Here is a 16,475-nt window from a genome sequence, read left to right as displayed (position 1 = left end):
CGACCGAATCGTTTGGTTCGCCTCTGCGCCGGGAAAAGGTCAGGCGCTACGCACAGTGGCTTGGGGTGTTCCGAAGCGTGCGGCGAACCCGTCCCACCATGCCGAGGACGGAACCTCTAGCGCGGCCTTAGCGAGTTCCTGGCCGGTGTTGGTACGGACGGCCTGGAGCATGGAGTCGATGTAGCGCTGCATGTTGGTGTTGCCCTGTGCCTGGTACTCGCGGGCTTGCAGCAGGCAGTCGATCTTGTCGGCGTCGCGAGAGCACCGTGCTTCGATCGAGGCGTCCGGTTCCTTGGCGGATTCGTGCTCGTCGATCAGCGCGATGATCCGCGCCGCCAACCGCGGCGGGAGACCGGCGACCTGATCGGAGACGACCTCGTGAGGCTGTTCGGTACGGACGTAGGCCTTGCCCACGGATGGCACGTCGCCGATCCGGGTTTCCGGCAGGTCGTGGAAGAGACCAAGGGTGGCCGCACGCTCCGGGAAATCCGAGCCTTCTTGGACGGCCAGGACATACGCCAGCACGGCCACACGGAAGCTGTGCTCGGCCACGGATTCGGGATCCCGAACACCGGCGATCAGCCAGCCCGCGCGGGGAACCTGCTTAAGGTGTCCGGCCTCGTAGGCGAATGACACGATGCTTTCGCTCTCTGCCATGGTCAGTCGCTCCCAACGAGGTAGTGGACCTGCTCCAGTCGCCTTCGAGCCTGCCCGCCCAACTCGTCCGCGTCCATCGCGCGATCAACGGTGTGGGCGATCCGCGTTCGCCAGCCCGGGTGGGTAGCCAGCCGACGGCGCGAACGCAGCAGCGCCCACAGCGTATGCGCACACAATTCGCGGTATGGCGCGTCCACGACGCCGTCCAGAAGCGAGGCCAGCAGCAGCTCGCCGGACCAGGCCGACTCGCGTTCGGCATTCATCGCGTGGTCAGCGCCCCAGGGCGTCTGGTACTCGCCGACCCAGTAGGCCCAGTAGTTCAAGTTCGCGTTGAAGGCGTCTTCGCTGGCCAGGCCATCGTGGATAAACCGATCGAGCGGTCCGAGGTCGCCGGCATGAGCCGCGGTGACCGCGGCCGATCGCGCCACAGCCCATTCCGGTGTCCAGCTCCGCAGGTCGGCGCTCCGGCGCGCGTCTTGGTGTTCTTGGTCGGCGAGCCAACTGCGGGAAGCGGGGTTACCCGCGACAAGGAACTTGACCTGCCGTCGCAGCATCGCCGACGTCTCCGAACCGGGCGCAGCGATGTCGGCCACCCGGCGCAGCTGAGCGGCCACCGCGTCGCGCTGTCCCTGGGGCACTGGCAGCGCGGCCGGGCTGCCGCATAACTGCCGTGGCAACTCGCCGCTGATCGGCCACACGAGCAGTTCGGTGGTGGCGCGGTCGGGAACGACCATGGCGAGCGGGTGGAGATCAGGATTGGGAACGGCGCCACCAGCGAGCATGTCGTCAACTTCGAGGGCCGACTTCCACACCTTCAGCAGATCAGGTCTCGCCCCGAGAGCCTGCAGCGACCGGTGCAGCTGCTGCAGGCGGCTGTAGCTCAAGGTGAGCAGCGATCGGCGGCCCGCCTCCCACGCCTGAACCGTCTTGTCGGACACGCCGAGTTGCTCGGCGAGCTGCTCCTGGCTCATCGGCAGTTGCTTCCGGATTGCGGCGAACACGGCGCCGCTAACCCGGCCAGACAGCTCACCCCCACCGGCGGTAGGTCCGTCCCTCGAAATCGCCGCCACGGCGGTCCCTCCCGGGTCGAAAATCCCGACTCTTGGTGAGTTCTCGGGCTCCTGAGCTGCAAATACCTTCTGCTGAAGGTGATTGACAACTACAGAGTGTGCCCCAATGCCCACTGTTTGGACAGAAGTCGCTTAGAGCCGGGACCACGTCATCACGAAGATCGGTGATCGACTGATCACTGAAGAGCCACACCTACTTGACCAGCGTAAAGGGAAAAGAAGACCGGCCTGGATCGCATGCTCAAACCCGCACGTAGACAGCTGTAGCGTCGTCGGACTTCTTGTTGCGGCGGTACTTCTCGCCGAGTGGATCGCCTTCTTCGACCTTCCGCACCCGGTTGATCAGCTCAACCGGGCCGCTGGCGGCCATCAGCTCGATGACCTCAGCCCAGGTTGTCAGGCCGAAGTCCTTGACCAGGCGCGCGGCTCCGTCGCTGAACATCCCGAACTGCCGGACCTCGGCGAGGTCGAACTCGCCGGCCAGCGCGTGCTCAACAGCGGCTGGGTTGGCTGCGGCGATCCAGTACCCACCATCGCGGTTCTGCGCGGCCAACTCGGCTTCCTTCATCTTCACGAGCGCGGCAGCCTTATCCGGATCCCCGATGAGGTACCGATCGGCCTCAGCCCGCTCGGCCGGCGCTGTCGCGCTGACCCGCTCGTCGCTGATCACCGTCACGCCGGTGGTCGTGTCCGCGGCGATCGAGATGTCGCCGAGCACGAGATAGCGCAGGACATCACCATCACGCCGAACAATCCCCGCACCGGCGGACGGGGCGCCGGGACGTTCGAGGTCGCACTCGGGGTGCAGCGTGGTGACCTCGCTGATGGCGGCCGCGAGCACTTTGGCCAGAGGCAGCTGCCGGTCGGCCGCGGCCGCGATGATGGCGGCGCCGAGCTTGCGGGTGTACCAGGCAGGTCCGTGATGACAGCCGGTTTCGGTGCGCACGGTGGCGCCGTCCAGCACCACGATCAGGTCCGGCGTCGCCGCCAGCCAGTCCTCGTTCTCGCTCGCGCCGCCGGGGACAGTGGCTCCGGTGAAGAACATCCGTAGTTCCTTACTTGTCGGTGTAGACCGGCGTGGCGAGTTCGGAGCTCTCGATCGTGCGGGTGTCCGGGTCAAAGGTGCACTTGACCAGCGCCGACCAGCGCTTCAGTTTGACCTGCTGGTACAGCTCGTGGACGTGGCCGGTGAGGTAGTGGGCTGCGCCGAGGGTGCCCATCGCGTGGATGCCCGCGAGGTAGAGGAAGGTGCCCTTGCCGTCGGGCCTGGGGAGCCGGCCGATGTAGCCGTAGTCGGCGGGCTCACCATCGTCGATGGGGGAGCGGAATCTCGTGTCGGTCACCTTGTCGGTCAGATACCAGCCCTTGCTGCTCTGGCCGAAGCCGAGGTGTTCGTCGGCTTCGAGGACCTGGCCGACGAGCGGCAGCAGCCGGGGGCTCGTGATCACGACGAGGTTGGCGCGGTTGAGCTGAACCAGGCCAGGCGGCGGAACCACTTGATAGGTGGCCTTGAGGCCGTAGTCGCTGGCGGCTTCGGCGATGAGGTTGAACGCTGCGAGAGCCTGCTCGGATAGCACGGCCGACGGCTCGACGTTCGGCCCGCCGGTACCCCCGGAGCGGGTTTCCCACTTGCCACCGATCGAGACGGTCAGCGCTGCGGTACCGAACAGCGCCCGCTCAGGCTTCGGGCCGGAGGTGAGCAGCTGGTCGACGCGCGAGCGCGTCATCTTGAGCATCTTGGCCAGGTCGTTCGGTGTCTTGCCTTCACCGATCAGTTCGCCGAGAGCTTCGCGGCGGACGCGGCTGTACTCGTTGACCCACTCCTGGTGCAGGCCCAGCGCCTCGATCGCCTGCTTGGCGCGCGTCTCGGCCGACTCGGTTGCCAGCCGATCCAAATCGGCCTTGACCAGGTCCTTGAGTTCTTCCATGCGGCGATCCGTCCTGTTCGGCGGGGCGTCAATCTGGGCCAAATCTTCTCAGGGGGGCTTGACCCCTTCAAGGGGGGCTGTCTACATTGAGCGTTACAACCCCCCCTTTTGCCTCCAAGGGGACCTTGAAGTCTAAAAATTCAACCCCCCCTTTGAGGGCTTAGCAGGGGTTGAATGGCGGTCCTCGGTCCGATCCCGATGCCGCCAGCGCCCCCGGCCTGTGCCGGTGCGGCACCTGGTCTCGCCGGGAGGCGACGCCAGGTGAGGGAGAGGTCCGCCGCCGAGCGTTTCGGCGATCACAGAGAACTTCACAGCGAGCGATGAGCACCTGGTCGGCCTGGCGTCCCGCTCACCCACGTGGTGATGGACGTGCTCTGAAAAGGCCGACCCCGCCTACACAGGCTTCGCCGCTGCCCAGTCGTACCCCCGTCCGCACCTTTCGCGGACCAGATCAGGCAGGCGGCTTTCCGCAGACACCTTGCGTGGTGTTTGCCGGTCGTCCTCCACCCGCAGCGCCGTTCCGCCGCGCCCTTTTGCGCGGCGAGCAACTGCGGATGAGGACGCATTCCCGGTCCTGCCGCCCTTCGGGCGTGTGGAGAGGACTTGGGCGCGTGCTGGCAGCGAGAGGCCAGCCGACCACCACCAGGCGTTCCTGCCAGGACCCGCGGCTCGGCCGCGGCGAGCGAGAGCGGCTGGTGGACATGCAGGTCCGTTCGATGCCTGCCAGTCGTCCACCCGTTCTTCCCCCGCGGGTGGGCGGCCGGGAAGCACCCCCGATCGGAAAGTGAGTTCCCCGATGTCGATGACGATCGCCGAGTACGCCGCTGGGTTCAGCCAGCTCGACTTCGACCTGCTCTCCGGACTGACGGAGGACGAGTTCAACGAGGTGTTCGAGAACCTGGCGCTGCTGAGCACGCCGGTGGACGAGCGCGAGCACCGCCGGCGCCTGGCCGGGCAGGGCGACGCCATTCGGTTCACGCCGCGGCCGCAGGCCGGGCGCAGTGCGCAGCCGCAGGAGGTAGCAGCATGACAACGCAGATCACGCAGACGGTCACGGTGAGGCCGGCGGCCGCGGCCGCCGAGCCGGAAGAGGCCCGCTTCGGTGCGGGCTTGGTGTGGCTGGGGATCGCCTTGGCCGCGCTGGGTGTGTACGTGTTCGTCCCGCTCGGCGTGGTGTGGCAGCTGGGTGTGGTGGGAGTGGGCATCATCAGCTCCTACCGAGCAGCCCGGACCTTCCACGACGAGGGCAGGGCCGAGTGATGACCGTTCGCATCGCCCCCGGCGGCGGCCTCGCCGAGTTCCAGCACGACCTGGTGGCCACCGCGCAGGAGAAGCAGTTACTGCTGCGCTGCCACACGATCGCCTTCAACAGCGGGGTCAACCCCAGTGCGACCGGCGACCGGATCGCCCAGCTCGACCGTGAGCTGACCCAGTTGTGGGACCAGATCGCCAACGTCCAACTCGCCTTGCGAGCTTCATGAATCGGCTGCTCCGGCACCGGGAGACCACACACGCGCTCGCCCCCGCGAGCGCCCCGAGCGTGTGTGGTGTCCAGGCCACCGGATCACTGCCAGGCGCGACCCGGCAGGATTCCCCTTGCACCTCTCGATCCAGAAAGGACCGCCTCCGTGGACTCGACGCACATCGGCCCGGCTGACGACGACTTCCCCGAGGGGTTCGATCCCTCGGCACTCGACGCCGAACTCGAGCAGCTGCTGCGCGGGAGCGCCGGAACGACTGCTGCCGAGCCCGCCACCAGCCCCAACCCCCAGCCGGAGCCCGCGGCCGCCGCGCCGCAGCCGACCGTGGAGAGCTCCGCCGCTGCCCCCGTGGCACAGCCCGCGAGGCCCGTTCCTGCTCCCCCGGTGCCCCCGGTGCCGCCGCGATTCGGTGCTGCGGACCTGCCGCAACCTTCGGCACCGAAGTTCCAGCGGAAACCCCCCACGGAGCCCGACCAGCCGAACTACTGGGGCCGCAAAGGCCTGGTGGGGGTCTACTGGATCGCGATCCTGACCGGCGCCATCGGCCAGGTGATCTTCTTCGGCCAGCTGTTCAACATGGGCTGGCCCGGATACGCGGCCGCGGCGATCATCGCCACCACCGCCGAGACCATCATGGTGTCCGCCGGTGACACGGCGATGCACCTGCGGGCGCAGGGGCGCCGGAAGAGCCAGTGGGTGCCGTTCCTGCTGATCGCGTTCACCGCCGCCAGTGCGGCATCGGGGATGAACCTGACGCACTGGTGGAGCCAGAACGTGTCGATGGCGATCATCTTCGGCGGGATCGCGTTCCTCGGGTTCCTCCTGCACGTCATCCACGGCTTCGGCGAGGGCACCCAGTTCAAGGCCGAGCAGAAGGCCTACCTCGACGCGGTGGCCGAGTACGAGGCGAAGCTCGAAGCCGAGGACGCCGCGCAGCGCAAGGCGGCAGAGAAGGCGGCTCGCGAGGCGACGAAACCGCCGGCGCCTGCTACGCGCACCGAGTCCGCAGCCCCGGCCGTGGTGAAGCCGCAGACCCGGAAGACGACCTCGGCCGAGAGTCCCGTGGACAAGGCCACCGCGGTGGCCTTGGGCGTCAAGCACGCAGCGACGACGCCGAGCGCGTTGAAGAACGTGCTGACCGAGGCCGGGCACGCCCTGCCCAGCTCCGACACCACGATCAAGAACTGGTGCCGGGAGATCAAGCAGGCCGTCGGCAGCAGTAGCAGCAAGTAAGCATCACCTCTCCGGTCCAGCACCGGGAGAACGCGCGGGCCGCCACAGTCATCTCTGTGGCGGCCCGTTCCGTTGCCCAGGCCCCTGGAACGGCCTTCTTCCCGTGACGCCGGCAGCTCGGCGGTGACATCCACCTCGCCCGGCTGCCGGTTCCCACCCCGCAGCGCATTGCTCCCTCTCACCTTTGTGCTGCGCGGGAAAGCCGGTGACCGGGCTGTTGAGCCCTCTCCCCTCCCCGGAAACGGCTCCAGCCCGGTCACCGGTCCCACTCCCCCCTTTGTGATGCCTGCCCTGTGCCCACGTCCCTGTCGCGAAAGGACACCTTGATTGGCCCAGCGTGAACGGCTCGAGCTGCGCCTCGAGCGTCTGGACGGTGCGCGCCCGCACCACGATCCCGGCGAGTTCCTCGAGTTCGTCGACATCGACGACGACCGCCAGCTCGAGCGGGTGCTCGCCCAGTACTTCGTGCCGCTGGCCTGCGCAGCGGAAGGCAAGCCGGTCGCCGACCGGCTCTCCCAGATGCCGTGGTTGTCGGACTACGTGCTGCGCGCGTACCGCCCCGGCCACGGCCACCCCGTGGTTTCGTCCCGCTCCATCTACGGCTGGGAGGACTGATGGCCGGTCACCGCCGCAGCAGCGGCAAACCCACCGCGCGCAAGCGCCACCACGACAACGCCCGCGCGCTGCTGCAGCAGCGCCTGGCCGCCACCACCGACCCGCTCCAACGCCTGGAACACGCCTACGACTACCTGCGGGCCGCGGCCGCGCGGGCCCAGCGCCGCACCCCCCACCTCGACATCAGCTCCCTGGAAAGCACCGTGCGGGCGCTGACCGCCGCTGGTGACCGATTGATCCGCTGACCTGTCCGTGTTTCCCACTCTGTAAAGGAAGTTCGTCATGTCCAGCGTGCACGACGCGCCTTATCCGCCGACGTCCACTCCGGACACGGCGGCCGCTCCCACCCCGCACCCGGCCGAGCAGACCATCCCAAACCTGATGATCGTGCGAGACGGCACCGCACCGGTGCCCGCGCCCGAGGCGGAGGTCTCGGTCTCCCGTGTGGCGGAGTTGAAGGCCAAGGCCTCGGCCAAGCTCGACCCGCTCGCGAAGAAGTCGCGTGAGCTGGTGGTCCCGCCCGACATCGTGACCAAGGACCTGCCGTCACTGGCCAAGATCCGCGAGTACGGCCGCGCTGGTACCGCGGTGCCCGAGACCGGGCCGCTGCGCGCGGCCAGCAAGACGTGGTCGTGGTTCGCGATGTACCACGCCGCTCGCGGTTACCTGCGCGCCTGGCTGATGCAGCGCCCTTCGCGCGCCGCGGTGTTCCTCGCCTTGGTGGTGCTGGCCGCGCTGATCCCGGCCACCCGCGTGGTGCTCACGGTCCTGCTCTGGCCGGCGCACCAGGTCATCGAATTGATCACCAACTTCTGACACCAACCGTTACTGGAAAGGACAAGAACATGGGCTGGCTGATGCTGTTTCCGGCGGGGTTGTTCTTCTTCACCTGGAACAAGGTCCGCAAGATGAGCAAGAAGTGGCTGCCGTGGTTCATCGCGCCGCTGCTGTTGCTGCTCGCCGCGTGCTGCCTGGCCGCGAGCGTGCTCGGTGACCTGTTCGCCTGGGCGATCGGCGGGGCGCTGTCCTGGATCGGCGGGATGCTGCCGGGCGGGATCACCGGCGCGCTGATCGCCACCTTCGTGCTGGTGATCCTGTTCGTCGGCACGATCCTCGACCTCGTGGACAAGACCCCGAACAAGTTCGCCGTGACCGGGCTGATCCTGATCCCGCTATTCGCGCTGATCGCCGTCGGGCCGTTCGCCTCGGGCATGCGCGGGCTGACCAACCAGGTCTCCGAGGTCGGCACCGCGAGCTTTTCCTCCATCACCGGCGGCTGAGGCCGCAGCCCTCAACGGTTCCCCAGCCGAGCTCGGCCAGGGAGCGGGTTCGACTCCCGCTGAGGGCACGCACACCCCATCCACCATCCCCACGTCAAGGAGGTGAGTCGCGCCGTGGAATTCCTGATGTGCCTGTTGATCTCCTACTTCATCACCAAGGAAGTCGGGCGCGATGTCGTCGACGGCATCGCACTGTCGAAGGGCAAGGAAGCCCCGCACGCCGGGAAACGCGAGGCAGCCAGCACCAGTGCCTGGAAGTCACGCACCGGCGAGTCCGCGAAGCCGGGTCTGGGCCACTACGCCAAGCGCATCGCCAGCAACGCCGCCGCCGCGGCGGCGGATGCCACCAGCACCTGGCTTCGCCGGCGACGGCTGAAGCTGGAGGCGCTCGGCCCGCAGAAGGACAACGAGTGGCTCGAGCGCAAGCTCCGCCGTACCGAGAAGCGTGCCGCCCGGGCGGCGAAGTTCGCGAGCAAGTGCGGTGTCGCCTGGGAGCGCACCAAGGGCGCGGTCGCCGACCTCGCGGAGCAGCGCGCCGAGAAGCAGGCCTACGCGGAGGAGCAGGCACGCGAGGAGGCCCACGCCGAGGCGCAGGCCTACCGGGAGAACGAGCGCCGCAACGCCGCGGAGCGCGAGCGCATCGCGGCCGAGGCCACCCGGGTCCGGGCCGAGCGCGTGCGTGCCGAGCGCCCTTCCCCGGCACCGGGCGCGGCTGTGCCGCCGCCGGGCTGGAACGACGTGTACTCCGGCTGGCAGCCCGCGGAACCGGCGAGCGGGGGCGGCCCGATGGGCACCGAGGACCGGTACGAGGCCCCGGCACCAGCGGTGCGCGCCCCGGCGAGCGTGGTCCAGGCGACCGCCGAACGTCTCGACCCCGAGACCGGTGAGGCCGCGGCAGTACCGACCGGCCCGGCGGGGCTGCTGGAGCCCGCGCCCACCCCCACAAACCCCGCCGGCACTGCGCTGGCGGTTCGTCCCACCCCCACGACCTCGGAGGCAATACCGATGGCAACCGCTGAAATCAACAACCTCCCGGCCGGGCAGGCCTACACCGCGAAGATGCAGGCCTACACCGCGGCGGTGCAGGGCGTGGTCGAGACCTACCAGTCACAGCTGGCCACCCTGGCCGACGACATCGGCAAGGAGCTGGCCGACGCCGAACTCGCGATCGGCTCGCTGGCCAATGCGGGGTTCACCGGTGGCCCGGTGAGCGCGTTCGCCACGGCCAACGAGCAGCTCGCCGCGATGAAGTCCGCGGCCGAGCAGGCCAAGGACAACCTGGGCCCGATGCATGACCAGGCCACCGCGGCCGCCGGTGCCTACGCCAACGCCGCGTCCGCGTTCGACCAGCAGGTCGGCATCGCCGAACAGGCCCAGACGCAGAAGGCCAGCGGCAACCTCGCCCGCGACACCGAGTTCTACGCCAACGCCTGACCAGCACCACCCCGCGCCGCCGGGCACGGCTGCCACCCCGCGACCACGGGGTGGCAGCGAGGGTTCGACTCCCTCCGGCGCACCACAGCACCACCAGATCCCCGCACACCGACCCGCTGGTGCTCGGCACCTGAGGAGGGACGTCAGCATGCCCGCGAAAACCATGTACTCGACCAAGGACGACCGTCTGGCGGCCGGCCCGGACGAGCAGGGTGCCGCCCAGTCCACGCAGGACACCGACAAGCTGTCCCGGCTGCAGAAGGCCCGCCAGCGGGTCGACGCCGCGCGCGAGACCGCCGCGGCGGCGAAGAAGGCCGCGACGCCGGTGCTGTTCCGCAACCGGCGAGCGCTGCGCCCCTGGTACGCCGCCGCGGGCACCGCGGCCCTGGGCAGCGTCGGCTCCGCAGCGACGGAGTTCACCGACGTGCCGGTGGATCTGATGATCGCCGGGGGCACCGGCGCGGTCGCGCTGGGCTCGAGCTGGTTGCTGTACAAGCGCTACGGCGAGCAGATCGCCAAGGCCGACATGGACGGCCGGGTCAAGGCCGGTATCGCCGGGGCGTGCGCGTGGTGCGCGACCGCGCCGCTGACCGGGGTCAGCCAGCTGGAGATGTGGCTGGCGCTCGGGCTGGGCACCGTGGCGCTGTCGGCGCGGTGGTGGCAGCGCATCCGCCCGGCCCTGCGTGACCCCGCCCAGGCCGCCGGTGCCGGCCCAGTGGCCGACGATCAGTCCACCACCACGGCGGAGTCGGCGGCCGCGGGAGAGGTCGATGAACTGCAGGCTGCTGCGGAGAAGATCATCGAGGAGTGGACCAACCGGCTCGGTGTGGCCGGTGGGCCGCTCGCGGGCACGAACCTTTCGGACCCGACCCTGTTCGGCGGGACCGCGCAGTTCACCGTCTACCTGGTTCCGGGCAAGCAATCGGCCGAGGACCTGCGCACCGACGCGATGATGCGCAAGATCTCCGGCGCGATCGGGCACTTCCCCGAGATGATCACCATCGACCGAGGTGATCACCCCTCTCAGGCGAGCATGACCGTGGTGTTGTCCCGGGCCGCGACGCCTTACGAGGGACCGAAGATCGTCCACGAGGACGGCAGCATCTACATCGAGATCGGGCCGTACGAGGACGGCCTGGGCACCGAGCGATACCACGTCGCCTCGCCCGGCTCGATCAACGGCGGGTTCGTGCTGGGGTCGAAAGGCTCGGGCAAAAGCCGGTTGCTGGAGCTGATCGCGATCGGGCTGCGCAAGCTCGGGATCGAGATCTGGTGGTTCGACCCGCAGGAAGGTGCCTCCAGCGCGGCGCTGAAAGAGCGCGCGGACTGGCCGATCATGGGCGTGAGCAAGGGCAGCGACCCTGTCGGCAACATCCGGATGCTGCTGCAGGCACTGGAGCGGGTGATCGACATCCGGCAGAAGGAGAACGTGGTCTCCGGCAACGACAGCTTCACCCACACCCCTGAACGGCCGGCGATCGTGGTGATCATCGACGAGTGCCACAAGGTGTTCAACGTCGCTGATCCACTGGCATCGACCACAACGAAGTTCGGGCACTACTTCGGTGAGCTGGACCGGGTCATGCGCAAGCTCGGCATCTCGATCCTCGCCGCCAGCCAGATCTTCACGATCGAGACCTTCGGCAACGCCGCCGCACTACGGTCCGGGTTGATCACGGGGAACTTGCTGGTCATGCGGATGATGGAGAAGAGCCACTGCGGGTTGCTGCCCGGCGAGGCACCCTCACCGCTCGGGCTACCCAAGGGCGGCGGGTACGGCTTCAGCATCGACTCCGACCGGCCGCACGCCATGTGGCGGGGCGAGTACGTGCAGGACCCGGCCGCCTGGCTGGCGAAGTTGCCCTCCGCCAAGCTCGACCGGCGCGCGGTCAAGGCCGCCGGGCAGCCCTACCGCGACCGGTTCCTCGTGGCGAAGCAGCACACCGAGGCGGCGAAGGCCGCGCTGGAGGCGTTCGACGCCGCTGACGACGCCACCGCGACGAGCCTGCTCGCGCCACCGGCCATCGAGCCACCGGTGGCGGCCGCTTCGCCGGCGGGCGCGGTCGTCCAGCTGCCGGTGCGTCCCTCGGCGCGCACCGGCGAGAACACCTCCGGCGAGCGGCCGCCGGCGGACCTGCCCACGGCGCCGGTCAGCCCCGCCGCGCAGCGGGTGCTGATCGTGCTCAGTGACGGGCAGGACTGGCACGTCAACGACATCGCCGAAGTGCTCGCGATCAGCCCGCAAGCCGTGCGCGGGCACATCCGCACCCTCGGCGAGACCCGGCTGACCAAGGTCGGCAGCGGCGTGTACCGCGCCAAGTAGCGACCACATCACACCGCACCCGGCGGCGGGGACGGCCCGATCAGGCCGTCCCCGCCGTGTTTGTGCTGCTCAAACCCTGTACCGGAAGTTCGACAGAAAGGTAGGACCGACCATGTCCGAGATGCGGCTGACCGCCGACGTCTGCGTGATCACCGACGCCCCGCCCCAGGATCGGGAGATCGCGCTGATCCGGCGCCGCTGGGACCCCTTCGCCGGGAAGTGGGCGCTGCCCGGTGGCCACGTCGACCCCGGGGAGAGCAGCATCGCCGCAGCCCGCCGCGAACTCCAGGAGGAAACCGGTCTCGACATCCCGCTCGAGCAGCTGAGCAAAACCGGCTCCTGCAGCACCCCTGGACGCGATCCCCGCGGCCGCTACATCACCGACGTCTACCTCGCCGTCGTCACCGGCCGCCCGCGCCTGAACGCGGCCGACGACGCCGCCGACGCCGCGTGGTTCCCCCTGCACACCACGCTCGCCCAGCCCGACCTGCTGGCCTTCGACCACCACTCGCTGATCACCGAGGCTGTCGCCGCGCTCGACGCGGCGCTGCGCTGACCCCCCTTGCCTCACCGCGGCCCGCGTCCACCGGAAGGACGCGGGCCGCGGTCGTCTTCGAAGGGATCTGGCTCGTGACCGACGTCGTGCTCACTCTGGCCGTGCTCACCGCGCTGTACCTGGTCTACGCCTGGCACCACCCCTACACCGCCTGCGCCGTCTGCGAGGGCGGCAAACGACATGACCACAGTGGACGGTTCTGGCGTGAGTGCCGGCGCTGCTCCGGCTCCGGCGCCCAGCTTCGGCTTCTGCGGCGCATGTTCGGCACCCCGCCCTCACCTCCCGACTCGTGAAAGGACTTCCTGGATGCCTCGCAGCACTACCGCCAGCGTCGCCGAGCCCGCCGCCCACTACCTCGAGCTGCAGCACCGGATCGAGGACCTGGTCCACGCGCTCGGCCGTGGCGACGACGACGGCGAGAACGCCGCGCTACTGGCCGAGCTCGCGACCGCGAGCAACACCCTCGCGCAGCTGGTGCACACCCACGCCACGCTGCTCGAACTCGAACCGCGGGTGGTGCGGACGCTGGCCGACGACGCCCGGTTCGCGGTGCTGTGCGCCGATCTGGCCTCGGCCCGCGCCACCGGCCGCCCGCCGACGTCGGGGCTGATGCTCGAGTTCGACGAGGACCCGGGCACCCGCCGCCTGCTCAACCACATGGCCTCCCCCGCCGTCGACCAGCCCGGCTGGGTACTCGCCCACCAGCTCAACACCCTCATCGACGCCGCGATCGAACTCGGTATCGGCACCGACCTCGCGCAGCGGCTGGCCTGGGCGGTCAGCTGCCGTCCGGACGGCGAGAACGCTGCCGAACACGAAGCCGCCAGCATCCCGGACCACGCCGCCTCCCACGCGGCCTGACCCGCTGCGGCGGCCGCCGCTGGACATCGGCCGGCCTCGCCCGCCATTCCGCGGCCACACCTTCGGAGCCTGACCACCTCACCTGCAACCGAGAACGCGTACTGAAAGGACTGCCATGAACAGCAACGGCAGCATGCCTCGCCTGAACCTGCCCACCGCCTCCACCGTCACCGAGCCTGCGGATCTGCAGGCGCTTCACCGCGTCCTGCTCGAGCAGGCCACCGGCCGTTCCGACGCCGCGGTGCTGCTCATCGCCACCGACTCGATCAGCACCCTGTGGTCGACGCTGGACGCGCGCTGGTCCCACGAGCAGGCCCGTCCGCAGCTGCGGGAACTGGCCGAGCAGAGCGTGGCCGCAGTACTGCAGGGCCTGGCCGACCACTACCACCGCCAGATGGAGGGAGCGGCGCTGTACATCCAGGGCGTCGCCTCGGGCTGGATTACCCAGATCCGGATGACCGCGCCGGCCACCGGTGGCCGCCCGGCCAGGCAGCTGGGCACGTCCTGATACGGCTGGTGCTCGTGGCCGCGGCCGCCGTGCTTCTGGCTGTGGCCGCGGCTATCGCCGTCGTGCTCACCAGGACACGCCGGGAGCACGACCGCCACCCCACGCCGGCGCACTACCGCCCCGGAAGCACGGACTCGCGAGGGCGCTGGCAGGTCAGCGCGATCGCGGACGTGCTGCCTCCCCTGCCCCCGCTGGACACCGAACCGGACGGGCCGCCCGGCACCTGGCCCCGCCCGGTGTACCGCGCGGCGAGCCCGCCCGGTGACAACTCCGCTCGTTCCGAGTCCACCTCATGAAAGGCCACCTGATGCCCACCCTCGATGACACCACCAACGTCGCCAGCCGAGGCCCTGTGATCACGCGACCCGTACCGCCGCGGATCGACCTGTTCGAACGGGTCGCCGCCCAGCTGTGGCCGGTCGCGATCGCCGCGCTGCTGCTGGCCGGCGGCACCTTCCTCACCGCCTGGTGCTGGGTCCCGCTGCTGCTGTGCCTGATCGCCGCCGCCGTGCGCGGCCAGGAAATCTGGGACCACCTGACCGACAACGAGGACGAGGACGAGGTGGGGCAGCTGCGACTCGTGCAGTGGCAGGTCATCCCCGCGGCGCTGGCGATACTGCTGATCGGGCTCGCCGCGGTGGCTTCGGCTGCCGAGTTCCTCAAGGCCGTGCTCGCACCGGCGGTGGCCGCGCTGAACCTGCCCGGCATCGCGGCACCGGTCGCCGCCGCCCTGCGCGGCTGGTTCGCCGAGACCACCACCGGGCTGCCGGTCACTGCCGACCAGCTGCTGACGCTGTGGGCGGTAGCGCTGGGCGCCATGATCATCGGCGGGATGTTCGGGTTCCGCGGCGCGCAGCTGGGCTACGGCCTGCTCGCGGGGGCCACCGCCGCGATGGTGTGGCAGGGCGCGCCTTCGGCCGACCAGCGGCCCGCGCTTCTCCTCGCCGTGCTCTGCGCCTTCGCCGTGCTGGCCATCCCCGTCCTGCGCCGCCCGATGGGATCCCGCGGCTGAGCACGCGTTTCCAGTCCGTTCCTGGCCCCGGTGACACGCACGTCACCGGGGCCTTCTGCGTTCCACCCTCAATTTCTGGAGGATCGTCATGCCCGCCCACCGTGCCCACCACCAGCCCACCGTTGCGGTTCTGCGCCTGATGATCGGCTGCGCGGCCAGTGGCAAGACCGAATGGTGCACCCATCCCAGCAACGCGCTCGGCGTCCGGCTGTCCCTGGACGAGGCCCGCGCCCGCCTCGGCCGCCACGCCCATGACCAGGACGCTTCCCCCGCCGCCGTGGAAGCCGTGCAGCTGGAGATGGCCTCGCTGCTGCTGGACGGGCAGAGCGTCACCCTGGACGCCACCAGCACCGAACGCACCCACCGCGAACGCTGGCTCGGTGTGGCCCGCCGGTACCGCGCCCACCCGATCGCGGTCGTGCTGCGCACCCCACTGGAACTGGCGCTGGTGCGCAACGACCGGCGGGAGCGACCTGTGCCCCGCGACGTGCTCAAGCGCATGTGGCAGCAGGTCGACCTGCTCACCGTCGAGAGCTTGCACGCCGAAGGCTTCGCCGAGATCACCGAAATCGGGCTGGCGACCCACACCACGGAAAGGAACCGCACTTGCTGAACATCGCCGTCGTGCTGTTCGAGACCTCCAACGGCCAGCTGCGAGGCAACGTCGTAAGCGAGGAAGGCCCCACCACCCTGCTCGCCGCGCGCCCGCACAACGCCATGGTCAACGCCGCCCGCGAGGCGGCGCAGGAACTGGTCGACAAGGGCCCGCACAGCGAGGCCCGGGTCTGGCAGTTGCAGACCACCGAAGCCGACGCGCCAACATGGACCGCCGCTTCGACACCGCCGCGCTGGTCCGCCACGTCCGCACCTACGCCGACCGCAGCGACCTGCTCACCTCCCGCTGACCCGGCACCATCCCGCTCCACCTTCGAGCCCCGGCGAACCCGTCGCCGGGGCTTTCGCGCATACCCCAAGCACCAGAAACCCATCGACGACTGACCAGAAAGGACAGAGCAATGACCAACAGCGACGAAGTGGACCCGTGGCCCGCCGGATCCGATGACTCCGCAGAAGAGAAGACCGCTCGTGCGGATCAGGATCACAACTGGCGGCACCTCTCCATCTGACCCACCACCGACCTCCGCGGCGCTCCGGCGGCCACTGGCTGCCGGAGCGCCGCCCTGCCATGAAGGGAGCGTGACCGTCCGCCAGCAGGCCCTCGGCAACGGAGGAACGATCAGTGAGCACGTCAACTGTGACGGTGGGCTACCCGGTCCACCGCGTGGCCAGCTACAGCGAGCACGACACCGCCAACCACGTCCTGGTCACCACCTGGACGGCCGGATGCGGCGCGACCGGTAAGGCAGTCGGCCGCCGACCCTTCGGCAAGGCGGGATCGGCACGGGCGAAAGAGCTGTGCCCGCATTGCTTCGACAAAGGCGTCCACGGCTACTACCCGGACCCTGCAACGGTTCCCGCAGGCTGAACAACCCTCACCACCGCCATTCCGCGATGCC

At 69.5% G+C, this 16,475-nt stretch carries 23 protein-coding genes; 19 read left to right on the top strand and 4 right to left on the bottom strand.

All coding sequences use genetic code 11. From position 1 onward, the window contains the following. Nucleotides 1–39: 39 nt before the first annotated feature. From L3Q67_RS45465 to L3Q67_RS45450, 4 genes are all read right to left on the bottom strand, one after another. A complete protein-coding gene (locus L3Q67_RS45465) occupies nucleotides 40–657 on the bottom strand; it encodes an HD domain-containing protein (RefSeq protein ID WP_499191903.1) in 618 nt (205 codons plus the stop codon). Between the two features lie 2 nt (nucleotides 658–659). Next, nucleotides 660–1,658 carry a helix-turn-helix domain-containing protein gene (locus L3Q67_RS45460; RefSeq protein WP_499191902.1) on the bottom strand — a complete coding sequence of 333 codons (999 nt, stop codon included), beginning with the start codon at nucleotides 1,656–1,658 and terminating at the stop codon, nucleotides 660–662. Nucleotides 1,659–1,968: 310 nt separating this feature from the next. After that, nucleotides 1,969–2,772, bottom strand: a complete 804-nt coding sequence (locus L3Q67_RS45455) for a hypothetical protein (RefSeq protein WP_499191901.1) — start codon at nucleotides 2,770–2,772, stop codon at nucleotides 1,969–1,971. Nucleotides 2,773–2,782: 10 nt separating this feature from the next. Further along, complete coding sequence (locus tag L3Q67_RS45450; RefSeq protein ID WP_499191900.1) at nucleotides 2,783–3,655, bottom strand: sigma-70 family RNA polymerase sigma factor; 873 nt, start codon at nucleotides 3,653–3,655, stop codon at nucleotides 2,783–2,785. Nucleotides 3,656–4,451: 796 nt separating this feature from the next. Between L3Q67_RS45450 and L3Q67_RS45445 the strand changes: the two genes are divergently transcribed. The 19 genes from L3Q67_RS45445 (at nucleotide 4,452) to L3Q67_RS45355 (ending at nucleotide 16,444) form a co-directional block, all read left to right on the top strand. Further along, a complete protein-coding gene (locus L3Q67_RS45445) occupies nucleotides 4,452–4,685 on the top strand; it encodes a hypothetical protein (RefSeq protein ID WP_499191899.1) in 234 nt (77 codons plus the stop codon). Beyond that, the gene (locus L3Q67_RS45440; RefSeq protein WP_499191898.1) at nucleotides 4,682–4,915 is read left to right on the top strand and encodes a hypothetical protein; all 234 of its coding nucleotides are present in this window, start codon (nucleotides 4,682–4,684) and stop codon (nucleotides 4,913–4,915) included. Before L3Q67_RS45445 ends, L3Q67_RS45440 begins: the two co-directional genes overlap by 4 nt. After that, nucleotides 4,915–5,136, top strand: a complete 222-nt coding sequence (locus L3Q67_RS45435) for a hypothetical protein (RefSeq protein WP_499191897.1) — start codon at nucleotides 4,915–4,917, stop codon at nucleotides 5,134–5,136. Before L3Q67_RS45440 ends, L3Q67_RS45435 begins: the two co-directional genes overlap by 1 nt. Before the next feature lie 147 nt (nucleotides 5,137–5,283). Beyond that, complete coding sequence (locus L3Q67_RS45430; protein WP_499191896.1) at nucleotides 5,284–6,369, top strand: hypothetical protein; 1,086 nt, start codon at nucleotides 5,284–5,286, stop codon at nucleotides 6,367–6,369. Nucleotides 6,370–6,696: 327 nt separating this feature from the next. Beyond that, nucleotides 6,697–6,984, top strand: coding sequence for a hypothetical protein (locus tag L3Q67_RS45425; RefSeq protein WP_499191895.1), 288 nt, complete (start codon nucleotides 6,697–6,699; stop codon nucleotides 6,982–6,984). Beyond that, complete coding sequence (locus L3Q67_RS45420; protein ID WP_499191894.1) at nucleotides 6,984–7,229, top strand: hypothetical protein; 246 nt, start codon at nucleotides 6,984–6,986, stop codon at nucleotides 7,227–7,229. Before L3Q67_RS45425 ends, L3Q67_RS45420 begins: the two co-directional genes overlap by 1 nt. A gap of 37 nt (nucleotides 7,230–7,266) precedes the next feature. Beyond that, a complete protein-coding gene (locus tag L3Q67_RS45415; protein ID WP_499191893.1) occupies nucleotides 7,267–7,800 on the top strand; it encodes a hypothetical protein in 534 nt (177 codons plus the stop codon). Between the two features lie 29 nt (nucleotides 7,801–7,829). After that, the gene (locus tag L3Q67_RS45410; protein ID WP_499191892.1) at nucleotides 7,830–8,264 is read left to right on the top strand and encodes a hypothetical protein; all 435 of its coding nucleotides are present in this window, start codon (nucleotides 7,830–7,832) and stop codon (nucleotides 8,262–8,264) included. 114 nt (nucleotides 8,265–8,378) lie between these two features. Beyond that, nucleotides 8,379–9,698, top strand: a complete 1,320-nt coding sequence (locus L3Q67_RS45405; protein WP_499191891.1) for a hypothetical protein — start codon at nucleotides 8,379–8,381, stop codon at nucleotides 9,696–9,698. A 148-nt stretch (nucleotides 9,699–9,846) separates the two neighbouring features. Next, nucleotides 9,847–12,021 carry a sigma-70 family RNA polymerase sigma factor gene (locus tag L3Q67_RS45400; protein WP_499191890.1) on the top strand — a complete coding sequence of 725 codons (2,175 nt, stop codon included), beginning with the start codon at nucleotides 9,847–9,849 and terminating at the stop codon, nucleotides 12,019–12,021. A 112-nt stretch (nucleotides 12,022–12,133) separates the two neighbouring features. Next, nucleotides 12,134–12,577: an NUDIX hydrolase gene (locus L3Q67_RS45395; protein WP_499191889.1), complete on the top strand. Its 444-nt coding sequence runs from the start codon at nucleotides 12,134–12,136 to the stop codon at nucleotides 12,575–12,577. Nucleotides 12,578–12,651: 74 nt separating this feature from the next. After that, entirely contained in the window at nucleotides 12,652–12,870 is a 219-nt protein-coding gene (locus tag L3Q67_RS45390) for a hypothetical protein (RefSeq protein ID WP_499191888.1), read from the top strand. Between the two features lie 13 nt (nucleotides 12,871–12,883). After that, nucleotides 12,884–13,438 (top strand): hypothetical protein, encoded by a 555-nt coding sequence (locus L3Q67_RS45385; RefSeq protein WP_499191887.1) that lies wholly within the window; start codon nucleotides 12,884–12,886, stop codon nucleotides 13,436–13,438. Between the two features lie 115 nt (nucleotides 13,439–13,553). Then, nucleotides 13,554–13,946, top strand: a complete 393-nt coding sequence (locus tag L3Q67_RS45380; RefSeq protein WP_499191886.1) for a hypothetical protein — start codon at nucleotides 13,554–13,556, stop codon at nucleotides 13,944–13,946. A gap of 8 nt (nucleotides 13,947–13,954) precedes the next feature. Then, complete coding sequence (locus L3Q67_RS45375; RefSeq protein WP_499191885.1) at nucleotides 13,955–14,242, top strand: hypothetical protein; 288 nt, start codon at nucleotides 13,955–13,957, stop codon at nucleotides 14,240–14,242. 56 nt (nucleotides 14,243–14,298) lie between these two features. Continuing rightward, the gene (locus L3Q67_RS45370; RefSeq protein ID WP_499191884.1) at nucleotides 14,299–14,958 is read left to right on the top strand and encodes a hypothetical protein; all 660 of its coding nucleotides are present in this window, start codon (nucleotides 14,299–14,301) and stop codon (nucleotides 14,956–14,958) included. Nucleotides 14,959–15,046: 88 nt separating this feature from the next. Beyond that, nucleotides 15,047–15,571: an AAA family ATPase gene (locus L3Q67_RS45365; RefSeq protein WP_499191883.1), complete on the top strand. Its 525-nt coding sequence runs from the start codon at nucleotides 15,047–15,049 to the stop codon at nucleotides 15,569–15,571. Continuing rightward, nucleotides 15,565–15,957, top strand: coding sequence for a hypothetical protein (locus L3Q67_RS45360; RefSeq protein WP_499191882.1), 393 nt, complete (start codon nucleotides 15,565–15,567; stop codon nucleotides 15,955–15,957). Before L3Q67_RS45365 ends, L3Q67_RS45360 begins: the two co-directional genes overlap by 7 nt. 262 nt (nucleotides 15,958–16,219) lie before the next feature. Then, a complete protein-coding gene (locus L3Q67_RS45355) occupies nucleotides 16,220–16,444 on the top strand; it encodes a hypothetical protein (RefSeq protein ID WP_499191881.1) in 225 nt (74 codons plus the stop codon). Nucleotides 16,445–16,475 lie beyond the last annotated feature (31 nt).

It is taken from the genome of Saccharothrix sp. AJ9571 (assembly GCF_021725495.1).
Taxonomy (GTDB): domain Bacteria; phylum Actinomycetota; class Actinomycetes; order Mycobacteriales; family Pseudonocardiaceae; genus Amycolatopsis; species Amycolatopsis magusensis.
This window is presented reverse-complemented; position numbering and strand designations above follow the sequence as displayed.